At 67.2% G+C, this 13177-nt stretch carries 11 protein-coding genes; 9 read left to right on the top strand and 2 right to left on the bottom strand.

The features are described from left to right. Window positions 1–73: 73 nt before the first annotated feature. Together ACPEES_RS22165 and ACPEES_RS22160 are read right to left on the bottom strand one after the other, a co-directional pair. The gene (locus tag ACPEES_RS22165) at window positions 74–2131 is read right to left on the bottom strand and encodes a hypothetical protein (RefSeq protein WP_435106446.1); all 2058 of its coding nucleotides are present in this window, start codon (window positions 2129–2131) and stop codon (window positions 74–76) included. A gap of 21 nt (window positions 2132–2152) precedes the next feature. After that, a complete protein-coding gene (locus ACPEES_RS22160) occupies window positions 2153–2398 on the bottom strand; it encodes a hypothetical protein (RefSeq protein ID WP_435106444.1) in 246 nt (81 codons plus the stop codon). Window positions 2399–2956: 558 nt separating this feature from the next. Between ACPEES_RS22160 and ACPEES_RS22155 the strand changes: the two genes are divergently transcribed. From ACPEES_RS22155 to ACPEES_RS22115, 9 genes are all read left to right on the top strand, one after another. Beyond that, window positions 2957–3787 carry a GNAT family N-acetyltransferase gene (locus ACPEES_RS22155; protein ID WP_435106442.1) on the top strand — a complete coding sequence of 277 codons (831 nt, stop codon included), beginning with the start codon at window positions 2957–2959 and terminating at the stop codon, window positions 3785–3787. A 271-nt stretch (window positions 3788–4058) separates the two neighbouring features. Beyond that, window positions 4059–5201, top strand: coding sequence for an aromatic ring-hydroxylating oxygenase subunit alpha (locus tag ACPEES_RS22150; RefSeq protein ID WP_435106439.1), 1143 nt, complete (start codon window positions 4059–4061; stop codon window positions 5199–5201). Window positions 5202–5230: 29 nt separating this feature from the next. Then, window positions 5231–5983 (top strand): SDR family NAD(P)-dependent oxidoreductase, encoded by a 753-nt coding sequence (locus ACPEES_RS22145; protein WP_435106437.1) that lies wholly within the window; start codon window positions 5231–5233, stop codon window positions 5981–5983. Between the two features lie 66 nt (window positions 5984–6049). Then, window positions 6050–7000, top strand: coding sequence for an ABC transporter substrate-binding protein (locus ACPEES_RS22140; protein WP_435106435.1), 951 nt, complete (start codon window positions 6050–6052; stop codon window positions 6998–7000). Between the two features lie 25 nt (window positions 7001–7025). Beyond that, on the top strand, window positions 7026–8681 hold the full coding sequence (locus ACPEES_RS22135; protein WP_435106432.1) for a choline dehydrogenase: 1656 nt from the start codon (window positions 7026–7028) through the stop codon (window positions 8679–8681). A gap of 37 nt (window positions 8682–8718) precedes the next feature. After that, window positions 8719–9675 (top strand): PDR/VanB family oxidoreductase, encoded by a 957-nt coding sequence (locus ACPEES_RS22130; protein WP_435106430.1) that lies wholly within the window; start codon window positions 8719–8721, stop codon window positions 9673–9675. Window positions 9676–9743: 68 nt separating this feature from the next. Continuing rightward, window positions 9744–11255 carry an aldehyde dehydrogenase gene (locus tag ACPEES_RS22125; protein ID WP_435106428.1) on the top strand — a complete coding sequence of 504 codons (1512 nt, stop codon included), beginning with the start codon at window positions 9744–9746 and terminating at the stop codon, window positions 11253–11255. After that, the gene (locus ACPEES_RS22120; RefSeq protein ID WP_435106426.1) at window positions 11252–11977 is read left to right on the top strand and encodes a class II aldolase/adducin family protein; all 726 of its coding nucleotides are present in this window, start codon (window positions 11252–11254) and stop codon (window positions 11975–11977) included. Before ACPEES_RS22125 ends, ACPEES_RS22120 begins: the two co-directional genes overlap by 4 nt. A gap of 33 nt (window positions 11978–12010) precedes the next feature. Further along, entirely contained in the window at window positions 12011–13021 is a 1011-nt protein-coding gene (locus ACPEES_RS22115) for a GlxA family transcriptional regulator (protein ID WP_435106424.1), read from the top strand. Window positions 13022–13177 lie beyond the last annotated feature (156 nt).

Below are 13177 nucleotides of genomic sequence, written 5' to 3'. Positions count from 1 at the left end.
ACGGCGAGTTCACCGACGAGATCAACACGTAACCATCACCCCGCTCTCGCGCAAGACGGTCGTCAGCGGACGCTTACTTGCCAACGGCCACCGCCTGGCCGTTGCCGCCGGTTAGCGCGAGCGTCGGCGGTATCCGCTCGAAGGTCACGTTGACCGTACAGGCGTCGGTGATCGCACCGGTCGTGTAGGCGGTGCCCGCGAGCCTGCCCGCGGGGCAGTCGCCGGCAACCGTCGCACGGTGGCCTTCCGCAGGCGTGACCGTGAACGCCGCCGTCTCGCCATGGGTAACCGTGCGGTAGTGTGGCTCGACCTTACCGTCCCCCTTGAATGTCACCATGACCAGGTGGGTGCCCACTGCACACGCGACCTGGATATCGGAAACGTCGCCACCGCTGACCGTGCCACTGCCGTCGGAAACGGCGCAGGCCTGGCCGGCGGGCTGGTCCGAGACAGTAACGGTATAGCCCGAGCCGTCGGCGACCCCCCAGGGGAACGTGAAGCTGCCGTCCGCCGAAACCGTCACGGTCTGACCGCTGTCGGCCTCCGCCAGAACGACGCTCTTCCCGGCATCGAGCCCCGAGACCTCGCCGCCAATGGTATGCGTGTCGGTATGCGTGTCGGTCTGGCAGGTGACCTCGACAGTCGTGACGTTGGTACCGCTGACAGTGCCGGAACCGTTGGCGACGGTGCAGGTCTGGATCGGACCCGTGGGTTGCGTGGCCGCGGTCACCTCATAGCTGTCCCCGTCGAGCACCCGCGCCGCGAACGCGAATGAGCCATTGGCAGTGACCTTGAGATCATCGCCACCGTTGTTTCGTAACGTGAGGCTATTGCCGCCTGCCAGCCCGGCAATGGTGCCGCCGATGGTGTAGGCGGCACCGGCCTCGTAGGCGCCCAGGTCCACGTGAGCACCCTGAATGCGGTCGCCCCCGACGATGTCGAGAGGTAACGCCTCGGTGGTATTACCGTCTCCGTCCAGATCCGCACTATCGCCCGGCAGCGCGTCGTCGCCCCGGTCCCGCGCCGCGCTGGCGAGACCCAATCGCAGACCGTCGTCACCGGTGGCAAACCGCCCGTCGGGGCCAGCCGGGTTCAAAATATCGATGAATCGACCATCGTAACCGATCACGAGATCGCTCACGGCCGTGCACAACGCCCCCGTCGGGCAGCCTCCTACGACCAGGGCGTGGTCCAATGTCGGCGACGCGTCACCACTATTGTAGATCTCGGCATCGCCCCCGAGCTCACCCCCAGCGACATCCGCTGCCGCGGTAAAGTCGTACAAGATGGCGTTGGAGATGAGTGGGCGGCTAGTGCCGGCACCGCCATTGTTCGAGATAGCCGCACCCCCATTATCGGCCCTATTCTCCAAGAAAGTCGCGTTGGTGATCGTCGGGCTGCTGGTGCCGCCGGCGCGGCCGGAATTGTAGATCGCCCCGCCGTCGTCGGCCCGGTTGTCGAAGAAAACGGCGTTGATGATCATCGGGCTGCTGGTGCCACCATTGCCATTGCTGCTGGTGCCACCATTGCCATTGCTGCTGGTGCCACCATTGCCATTATTGTAGATCGCCCCGCCGCTGATGCCGGCACGGTTGCCGGCGAAGGCGGCGTTGGTGATCGTCGGGCTGCTGGTGCCGCCTCTTTGGCCGGCGTTGTAGATCGCTCCGCCAATATCGCCAGCACTGTTACCGGCGAAGGTGGCATTCGTGACCGTCGGGCTGCAGACATTGTCGCCACTATGGGCGCCACTGCACTTCAGACCACCGCCTGCGTGATACGGGGCGGGGCCATCGGCATTGCCGGCCGTGACGGTGACGCCGTCGAGACCCGTGGCGGCGGTAATGTTGGCACTGCCGCTGCCGTAAAAATGGAGGACGTTGTAACTGTTGTTGCCTTGGACACCCGCCGCGGTCTCGGTAACGCCATCGGCGTTGGTTACATCGGCCCCGCCATTGTCGTGATCGATATCGCCGGAAAGCACCACCGGCGCATTGCCGCTGATATCGCGCTCCGCGAGCGCGCTCTCGCCCCCCGCGAACCCGCCATGGATCTCGACACCGTCACGCCTGAGCGTGAAACTCTCCGTCCGGTCATTGTCGGTGTGCCAGCCCCCCTCGTCCGGGTAGTACACACCCGAGGCGATCCAGATCTGTTAATCCGTGCCGGGACTGGCATTGACCTCGTCGAAGGCGTCCTGCAGGGCGGTGTAAGCGTCGGACCAGCTGGAACCGTCGTTCACGCCACTGGCGCTGGCATCCACGTGGATGACGGTCGGCCCCGATCGCGCCACCGCCGCGGTCGACGCGAGCAGCAGCACAGCCGCCGTCAGCGTCAGCGCGGCCCACAGGGCCGTGCGCGAGCGCCGCGCGGCCAGATCGATAGCGTGGATGGCGGGCATGCAACCTCCCTGTCCGTTTTCTTCTGTCTGATGCACCGCTTGCGCAGCAGAGTGAAATTATTCGCGGAACTATATTGATAACAATCGCTAATTGGAAGTGAAATGGTTACAAATGCGTACTAGCATCGGATGATCGCCAGGCACACGCGCCGACGCCGGGGCACCGACACGGTGTGCCCCGCGCTCCACATGCAAGCCGAATCGCTGCGTTACCGGAGTCCCGGGTTCACCGAGCGACTCGAATCCATCCAGCCAGGGAGGAGTGACCCGCGAACATCCCGATAATCGGCATTCACCCGCTTCTCCGTCACCGCCGGAGTATCGGTTGATCCACGCGCATGGTCGTCGGACGAGCGCCGGTGACACACGTGCCAGTGCCACCACCAATGGCCTCTATGCGGAAGCCATCATCTCCAGCGCCATGTGATCACGCTGCTACGCTTGTCGCGCCCGAGCACTCGTCCCTCGCCACGCCCCGGTACTATCCGAACTTGACCGCCGCCGCACACGGTTCTTTGATTGAAAGACCAGCATGCGCGTCGATAGCAGGTGGGTGCCATGGCCCGTGGATCCCGTACCAAAGTCTCCAGGAGTCACCTGAGCGCGGAGCGTATGGAGCGGGCCGCCATGGAGGCGCTGCACGGCGCCGCTTCAGAGTCGTTGACGCACTCTCTGGGGCTGAAGCAGGCGGTGGTGGACGGCGCCTTCGTCTCCATCGCTGCCGGCGACCCGAGCATTCTGCTCAACCGCACACTCGGCCTGGGCCTGGAAACCCCGGCCACGCCGGATACCATCGCCGCCATCCGCCGCCTGTACGCGGATGCAGGCGCCGGCCGTTTCTTCCTGCACCTGCACGAGGCCGCGCAACCGCCGGAGATCGTGGACTGGCTGGCGCAGACAGGCATGAAGCCTCACCGACGCTGGGTGAAGTTCATCCGCGATACCGACACCTCGTGGAACGCGAGAACGGACCTGCACATCGCCGAGGCTACCGCCGAGACGGCCGCGGCCTTCGGGCGCATCGCCGCCAGCGGCTTCGATCTCACGCCGACCGGTGGCGAGCTGCTGGCGCAGCTCGTCGGGCGGCCTGGGTGGCACATCTTTCTCGGCTTCGCCGGTGACGAGCCCGTGGGCACAGGCGCTCTGTTCGTCGACGGCGAAGTGGGTTGGTGCGACTGGGCCGCTACTCGCCCTGAATACCGGGGTCATGGCAGCCAGAGCGCGTTGCTGGCCACGCGCATCGATCAAGCCCGTGCACTGGGCTGCCGCACTCTCTACGCCACGACCGGCGAGGCAGTGCCGGGCGACCCGCAGCACTCCTACCACAACCTCCCGCGTGCCGGCTTCCGCGAGCTCTATTGCCGCGACAACTACATTCCCGCTGACTGACATCACGGCGCCACCGGCCGCGTCGGTTTCATCGTTCTCCCCCCGCAGCACAATGCTGGGTTGACGTTTTTTCTCAAGTTTGTCGGGGAGACGAAACCCCATTTGTCGCTCATAACCTTGCATTCAACGACAAAAATTGTCGTTAATTATCAAATCAGAACGACAAAACACGTGCTTTTTCGTCAATCAATGCGAGCTGACTGTCGCTAGCATTCCCACCGTCAACGCCACAGGGCAGTCCCTGTCCTCGGACAAGCAACGGAGAGAATCGATGGTGACAGCCAGCGACTGGGCGAGCGCCGACCCCGAAACCGCGCTCACCCTGCCAGCCCGTTACTTCTACGACGACGAGCTCTTCCGCCTGGAGCAGGAGCGCATATTCATGAGCGCGTGGCATCTCATCGGCCACACGAGCGAACTCGGCGAGCCCGGCGCGTTCATCGTGCGCGACATCTTCGATCAGAGCATCGTCGCCACCCGAGGCCGCGACGGCCGGGTCCACGCGTTCCACAACGTCTGCCAGCACCGCGGCACGCGGCTGGTGGAGGAGGACCGCGGCGTACAGAAGGGCGTCTTCCGCTGCCCGTACCACTCCTGGTGCTACGGCCACGATGGCGCCCTGCGCTCCGCACCGCGCAGCGATCGGTTGAAGGACTTCGACAAGTCCAACTGGTCCATCCCGCAAGTGCGGGTGGAAAAGTTCGGCGGCTTCTACTACTTCAACCTGGACCCCAACGCGCCCTCGATGCAGGAGCTCTTCCCCGGGGCTGATGCAGAAATGCGGCGTGTATTCCCGCAGCTCGACAGCATGCGCCTGGTCGGGGAGAAGGACTTCGTGGTGCCCGCCAACTGGAAGGTCATCATGGACAACTCCATCGAGGGGTACCACTTTCGCCTCTCCGGACCGCACCACGTCGACCTCGCCGACCTGATCGACTTCGACGGCTACACGCTGCGTCAGTACGACCACTGGTGGACCTACATCGGCCCGGCGAATCAGCACGCCACCGAGGCCTACGGCGCGCCCCTGCACCGCGCGCCACGGAAGGACGACTGCTTCTTCAACATCGGCCTGTGGCCCCACAACACCTTCTACACCTTCCCCTTTTCCGAGTGCCTGGGAACGTTCCTGATGATCCCCCTGGGCCCGGAGAAGAGCCTGCTGCGCTTCGGCTACTACAGCGCTCACGAGACGCTGCCGGAGGTCACGCAGGCGTGCATGGAGTGGATGAACGAAAAGCTCGGCCCCGAAGACATCGACCTCAACATCGCGGTTCAGAAGGGCGTTCGCTCCCGCGGCTTCGATCAGGGCCGTTACATGATCGACGCTCAGCGTAGTAACGAGAGCGAGCACCTGGTTCACCACTTCCACACACTCGTGCACGGCCACATTCACGGGAACGCGGGCGCCTGACGCCCGCCCCCGGCAACGGAGGCTCAGCCATGCGCTTTGCCGGCCAGCGTGTGCTCGTCATCGGCGGCACGGGCGGTATTGGCGCCGCCACCGTGGCGCGATTCGCCGAGGAAGGCGCCCGTATCGCCGTCGGCGCCCGCAGCCAGGAACGTTTCGAGGGCCTGTCCGCCGAGCTGGAGCGCGGCGGTCTGGTTCCCGCCATCGGCCCAGTGGGCACGCAGACCGAGTGCGCCCGGGTCGTGAAGCAGGCGCTCACCGCCCTCGGCGGACTGGACGTCCTCGTCAACGCCGCCGGCGTATTCGAGGAGGTGCCCGTCGCCGAGACCACCCAGGACCACTGGGACCGCCACATGGGTGTCAACGCGGGCGGAACCTTCTTCGCGATTCAGGCTGCTCTACCCGCCCTGCGGGCGAGCAAAGGCAACGCTGTCAACGTCGCCTCCGACGCCGGCCTTATCGGCTACCCGCTGGGCGCAGCCTACTCCGCGGCCAAGGGTGCCGTGGTGAACCTGACACGCACCCTTGCGCTGGAGCTCGCGCCGGATGTCCGCGTCAACTGCGTCTGCCCGGGCAACGTCAACACGGGCATGATCGCCCGGGCCGCCGAAGCGGCGGACGACTCCGACGCCTACCTGCGCCGGGCGAACGCCCGTGCGCCACTCGGCCGCATGGCCGAGCCCCGGGAGGTGGCCGAGGCGATCCTCTATCTAGCCAGCAAGGAGGCGGCATTCACGAACGGCGCGATGCTCGCCGTCGACGGGGGCGGCGTCTGCGGCTTCTGACGCCCGTCCCGACTACCCGCACGCGCGAGACGACGCGCGCAACCCAACCCTGGAGGAGTACAACGTATGTCCATCCGAAATACCGACACTACCCGACGCTGGCCGCGCTGGCTGGCAGCCGTCGCTGCCATCGCCATCAGCCAGATGACGGCCGCCGCCGAGCCGGTCCGCCTCGGCACGCCGCCGTGGCCCGGAGCCACCGTGAAGACCGAGGTGGCTGCCCAGATTCTCGAACACCTGGGCTACGAAACCGAGACCGTGAACGCGAGCACCTCGATCCTGCTGAAGTCCATCAGCATGGACCAGCTCGACGCTGAGCTCGCGGTCTGGCGTCCGTCCCAGAGCCACATGCTCGACCCGCTGCTGGAGGAAGGCACGGCCGTCGAGCTCGCGCGCAATATCGAGGGCGCCCGCTACAAGATCGCCGTGCCGAAGTATGTCTGGGAGGCGGGCGTGCACTCGCTGACCGACCTTGCCGAGCACGCCGACAAGTTCGGCCGCACGCTCTACGGTATCGAGGCCGGCAACGCCGGCAACGAGATCATGAAGAAGGCGATCAAGGACGACACTTACGACCTCGACGGCTGGCGTGTACTGCCCTCCAGCGTCAGCGGCATGCTCGCCGAAGTAGGCAAGGCCGTGGAGGAGAAGCGCTGGATCGCCTTCCAGGCGTGGGAGCCCCACTGGATGAACATCACCTACGACCTGAAGTATCTGGCCGACCCGGAAGGAATGTGGGGCGATAAGAGCGCGGTCTACACCGCCGCCCGGGCCGATCTGGAGGCCGAACGTCCCAACGTGGCGCGCTTTCTCAGCCAGATGGTGGTGCCGGTCAGTACCCAGAGCCAGTGGATCTACGACCACAGCTACGACGACATCCCCGCCGAGCGGGTGGCCGCTGACTGGATCGCCGCGAACGACGAGATCGTGGCGGAGTGGCTCGACGGCGTGACCACCGCGGACGGCGAGCAGGCGGCCATCGAGCACCTCGAATCGCTGAATCTCGCTGAGAAGTAGTCCGCAGCACGGACCTACCCACGACATGAACCGATACGACTACATCATCGTCGGTGCCGGTTCGGCGGGCTGCGTGCTCGCCAACCGACTCACCGAAGACGGCGTGACCAGCGTGCTACTGCTGGAGGCCGGCCCGCGCGACCGCTCCTGGGCGATCCACATGCCCTCGGGCATGGCGCAGGCCATCGGTAGCCGCCGCTACAACTGGCACTACTGGTCCGGGCCGGAGCCCTACCTCGACGGCCGCCACATCGCCACGCCCCGGGGCCGCGGCCTCGGGGGGTCGTCGTCCATCAACGGCATGGTCTACATCCGTGGCCACGCCCGCGACTACGACGCCTGGGAGGCCAGCGGCTGCCAAGGCTGGGGCTATCGCCACGTGCTGCCCTACTTCATCCGGTCCGAACGCCACGACCGTGGCGCCGACGCCTACCATGGCGATGCGGGCCATCTCCGCGTGACCTCCGGCGATACGACGACGCCCCTGTGCGCCGCCTTCGTCGCCGCCGGCGAGCAAGCGGACTACGGCATCACCGATGACGTCAACGGCTACCGCCAGGAGGGCTTCGGCCGCGTGGACCGCACGACCTGGGGCGGACGGCGCTGGAGCACCGCACGGGGTTACCTCGCCGCCGCCCGGTCCCGCAACAACCTCACGGTGGTCACCGGTGCACTCACCGAGCGGGTACTTTTCGAAGGCAAACGCGCCACGGGCGTCGCTTACCGTAAGGGCAGTCAACGCGTGCACGCCCATGCCGACGCCGAGGTCATTCTCGCCGCGGGCGCGATCAACAGCCCGCAGCTACTGATGCTCTCCGGCGTTGGTCCGGGCGAGGAGCTCCACCGCCACGACATCGCACCCGTGCACGAGCTCCCCGGCGTGGGTCAACGCCTGAGCGATCATCCGGACACCTTGGTCGCCTACCGAAGCCGGCAACCCATCTCGCTTTACCCCTGGACGGTGGCGCCGCGCAAATTCGCCGTGGGTCTGCGCTGGTTCGCCGATCGAGGCGGCCTGGCGGGCAGCAATCACTTCGAGGCGGGTGCGTTCATCCGCTCCCGCGCGGGCGTGGAGCACCCGGACCTTCAGCTCACGTTCATGCCGCTCGCCGTTGCCCAGGGCGACATGGCCCCGGTTCGCGGACACGGTTTCCAGGTGCACATCGACCTCATGCGCCCGACGAGCCTGGGCCACGTTCGCCTTCGCTCCACCGAGCCATCGGCGAGCCCGGAAATCGTGTTCAACTACCTGGCCACCGAGCACGACCGCGCGGACATGCGTGCCGCCGTGCACCACGTGCGTGAGATCGTCGAACAGCCCGCCTTCGACGACCTTCGCGGCGAGGAGATCACGCCCGGACCGGGCGTGGACGAGGATGCCGACCTGGACGCCTGGGCGCGCCGGATCACCGAGACCGGTTACCACGCCGCCGGCACCTGCAAGATGGGGCCTGACGGCGACCCCGAGGCGGTCGTGGACCCGAGCCTACAGGTGCACGGCCTCGAGGGCCTGCGGGTAGTGGACGCCTCGATCATGCCCACCATCGTCAGCGGCAACACCAATGCGCCCACGGTGATGATCGCCGAGAAGGCGGCGGACATGATCCGTGGCCGCGATCCGCTGCCGGCCTCCGAGGCACCGGCCTGGATCCACCCGAACTGGCAGACCCAGCAGCGCTGACACCATGACCGCGACCGACGCCAATGGGAGTCGCCCCATGACCGACGACGCGACGATCACCGCCGTAGTGGCCGACCAGTGGACGGCCGCCGACGGCGTCAAGGCGGTGGAGCTCGCCGCCGCCGATGGCGCGCCGCTGCCCCCGGCCAATGCAGGCGCCCATGTGGACGTGCACCTGCCCGGTGGGCTGATCCGGCAGTACTCGCTGATGAACCCGGGGGAGCCTCGCTATCGCCTCGGTGTCCTGCGGGACGAGTCCTCCCGTGGCGGCTCGGCCTATATCGTCGAGCGCCTGCGCCTCGGCGATCGGCTGGCGATCAGTGCGCCGCGCAACCACTTCGCACTCGACGAAAGCGGCGAGGCCTACGTCCTCATTGCCGGAGGCATCGGCATCACACCGTTGTTCGCCATGGCGATGCGACTCACGAGCCTGGGACGGCGATTTCAGCTGCACTATCTGGTGCGAAGCCGCACACGCGCCGCGTTCGCACGGACGCTGGCAGAACGGCTGCAGGCGGGTGCGCTCACACTGCACGCCGAAGACGAGTGCGGCCGCCCCGATTTGGCCACGCTCGTGGGCGCGCCCGCGCCGGGTCGACAGCTCTACGTATGCGGCCCGGGTGGCCTGCTGGACGCCGTCGCCGACACCACACGGGACTGGCCAGCCGGGAGCGTGCGCAGCGAACGGTTTCGCAATGACGCGGCACCGGCCGACACGGCCGCCGAGTTGCCGTGCCGCATCGAGCTCCACCGCTCCGGCCGCGAGCTCACGCTGGAGCCCGGCGAAAGCGTTCTCGAATGCCTGAACCGTGCCGGTGTCACCGTGGAAACCGTCTGCCAGGACGGCATCTGCGGCACCTGCGCCGTGCCGGTGATCGAGGGCGAAGTGGATCACCGCGACGCCATCCAGACCGACGACGAGAAGGCTGCCGGCGATCTGATGTTCGTCTGCGTCTCACGCCCGCGCAGCGAACGCCTCGTGCTGGACCTTTGAACCGGCGTCCTCGTGGGCCTCGCCGACGGGCCCCGGACGCGAATGCATACGAATTGACGGAGGCAGCAATGGACCAACCCGCCCACGATTATTGGCGCGCCAAGGCCGCCGAGCTCACCGCCCCCACCGACACCTACATCGACGGCGAGTTCACGCCAGCGGCGAGCGGCGCGCGGTTCCGGACCCATAACCCCGCCACTGGCGAATTGATCGCGGAAGTCGCCGCCTGCGACGCGAGCGATGTTGACCGCGCGGTGGCCGTCGCCCGGCGGGTGCATGGATCCGGGGCCTGGTGGAATCAGGACCCGGCGGCCCGCAAAACCGTCATGCTCGCCATCGCCGAGAGCGTGCGCGCGAACGCCGAAGAGCTCGCGGTGCTCGACGCCGTCGACGGCGGCAAGTGCATCGACGAGGCCCTGGACGACGTCGAAGAGACCGCCAAGCTCTTCCAGTGGTTCGGCGAAGCGATCGACAAGGTACACGAGGAAGTCGCCCCCGCTCCGCCGGGAACGCTGGCGACGGTGACTTACGAACCCGCGGGCGTGGTCGGCGCAGTGGTGCCGTGGAACTTCCCGCTGCACAACGCCGCGGTGAAAGTCGCACCGGCGCTCGCCGCCGGCAACACCGTCGTGCTCAAACCGGCCGAGGACACGCCGCTGTCGGCGCTACGCCTCGCCGAGCTCGCCACCGCCGCCGGCCTGCCGGCGGGTGCGCTCAACGTAGTACCCGGCTTCGGTGCCGACGCCGGCGAGCCCCTGGGCCGTCATCCGGACGTGGACGTGCTCGGTTTCACCGGCTCCACCGGGATCGGCAAGCGCTTCCTCGCCTACTCGGCGGAATCCAACATGAAGCCGGTGTGGCTCGAGTGCGGCGGCAAGAGCCCCAACGTGGTCTTCGACGACTGCCACGACATCGACGCCGCCGTGGAGAATACCATCGCCGGTATCTTCACCCATGCCGGTCAGGTGTGCTCCGCGCACTCACGACTGCTGGTCCAGCGTGGCATCGCCGAGACGTTCATCGAGCGACTGCTCGAGCGCGTCCGCAGTCTCCGCCCGGGCGATCCCCTCGACCCGGCGAGCGACTTCGGCGCGATGATCAATGCCCGCCAGCACCAGAAGGTGCTCGACTACATCGCCATGGGGCGCGAGGAAGCGACCCTGCGCTGCGGCGGCGACGCCGTTTCCGTTCACCCGGGCGGACACTTCATCGCGCCCACGGTGTTCACGGACGTGCCCGCCGATGCCCGTATCGCCCGTGAAGAAATCTTCGGCCCCGTGCTCGCCGTGACCACCTTCGACACCGAAGCGGAAGCCGTTGCCCTCGCCAATGCGAGCATCTATGGTCTCGCCGCCTCGGTGTGGACCGCGAGCCTCGCCCGCGCGCACCGCATGACCCGCGCGGTGGCCGCCGGCACCGTGTCGGTGAACACCGTCGACGCCGTCAGCCTGCAGACGCCATTCGGGGGCATGAAGCAGTCGGGCATCGGCCGGGACTACGCCATCACCGGCATGCACAAATACATGGCGCAGAAGACGAGCTGGATTCAATACGCCGACGAGGAGGCGTTCGAGCAATGAGCACCCCTTCCACGAACGACCTGCGCGCCGAGCTCGCCTGCGCACTGCGCTGGGCGGCACGGTACGACCTGCACGAAGCCGTGGCCAATCACTTCAGTGTCGCCACCTCCGACGACGGCACACGGTTTCTCGTTAACCCGGCCGGCCGTCACTTCTCCGAGGTGCGTGCCAGCGAGCTGGTGGAGGTCGACGCCGACGCGGCCGAGCAACCCAACGGCGTGGACCCCACCGCCTGGTGCATCCACGGCGCCCTCCACCGCCGTCACCCGCAGCACCGCTGTGTCCTGCACACCCATGCGCCGGCCGCGACGGCGCTTTCCTGCCTGCAGGCCCCCCAGCTACCGCCGGTGGACCAGAACGCCATGCGCTTCTATGAACGCATGGCCGTGGACACGGAGTTCGACGGCATGGGTCTCGGCGAAGAGGCCGAGCGCCTGGCCACCCTCGCCGGGGGCGATATCGCCATTGTGCTGCTCGGCAACCACGGCGTGATTGCCCTGGGCGAGACGGTGGCCCACGCTTTCGATAACCTGTATTACTTCGAGCGAGCGTGTCGGACCTATCTGGACGCTCTCGCCACAGGGCGGCCCCTGCGCCTTCCGCCGCCGGCGGTGGCACGGCGCACCGCCGAGCAGTGGCTCGCCTACCCCGGCCTGGCGGAAGACCACTTCGCCGCGCTCATGCGCATGCTCGACCGGGAGGAGCCGGCGTTCCGCGAGTAGCGCTGCCAGCCCAACAGAACGCGGAGGGCCTTCATGCGCGCCGCCACCAGCGCCCATCGCATCGGCGCACTGCTGCTGCCCCAGTTCTCCTTCGTGGAGCTGGGGCTGGTGATCGAGCCCCTGTTCATCCTGAACTGGCTCGCCCAGCGGCCGCTGTTCGAGTGGCAACTGCTGTCAGTGGACGGCCGGCCGGTGATTGCCAGCAGCGGCGTGCCCGTCCCGGTAGAAGCGACGCTACCGGCGCCGGAGACGCTGGATAGCGTCTTCGTGTTCGCGAGCTTCGAGACCAAGACCTACGCCGACGACCGCCGGGCGAAAGTCTGGCTGCGGCGCGCGGCGGCCGCCGGCCTCGAGCTCGCCGGCATCGAGACGGGTACCGAGGTACTCGCGGCCGCCGGACTGATGACCGGCCACGGCGCTGCGGTGCACTGGGACAATCGTGACGGTTTCCAGGAACTCTATCCGGATGTCCACGTGACGCCGGGGCTGTACACGGTCGAGCCCCGGCGGCTGTCCTGCGCCGGCGGCACCGCGGTGCTCGACATGATGCTCCACTGGCTCGAGGCGCACATCGACGAGCACGTCCTCGCCGAGCTTCGCCATCACCTGCTAGCCCGTCCGCCCCGGCAAGGGAACACCCCGCAGCTCACCGACGGCCACGGCGCCGAAGAAGTCGCCAACCCCCTGGTACGCCGCGCCTTACGCCTGATGCGCGAGTACATCGAAACCCCGTTGTCCGCCGGCGCGCTCGCCGAACGACTGGGTGTGTCGGTGCGCCAGCTCGAGCGCCACTTCAAGGCCGAGCTCGACGTGCCCCCCATCCGTTACTACATATGGCTGCGAGTCAACCGCGCCCACCGCCTGCTCCAGCAGACCGATCTCTCGGTGGCCGAGGTGGCGGCCAGCGCCGGCTTCAACTCGCTGGAGCACTTCTCCCGCGTCTACCGCCACTATTTCGGCTGCGCTCCCAGCGCCGACCGGCTGCAGACCACCGAGGCACCGGTGATTCCCGTGCGGGCGCAGCCGTCGAGCGACGCAGGATAGGCTATCGTCGGCTGCCGAGAGCAGCCGACCTACGACTTGATCGGCATCGGCGTATCTACGGCGCCGGCGCGAGCCGGGTAGAAACTATGAGAGCTGCCCCCACCCCGGTTCTACCTTTACGGGTAAACCACACGTTTGGGAGGTAGAGCGAGATGA

Origin of the sequence: Arhodomonas sp. AD133, assembly GCF_051195215.1 — a bacterium.
Taxonomy (GTDB): domain Bacteria; phylum Pseudomonadota; class Gammaproteobacteria; order Nitrococcales; family Nitrococcaceae; genus Arhodomonas.
Note: the sequence above shows the minus strand (reverse complement) of the source record. Positions and strands in the feature narration are given on the sequence as shown.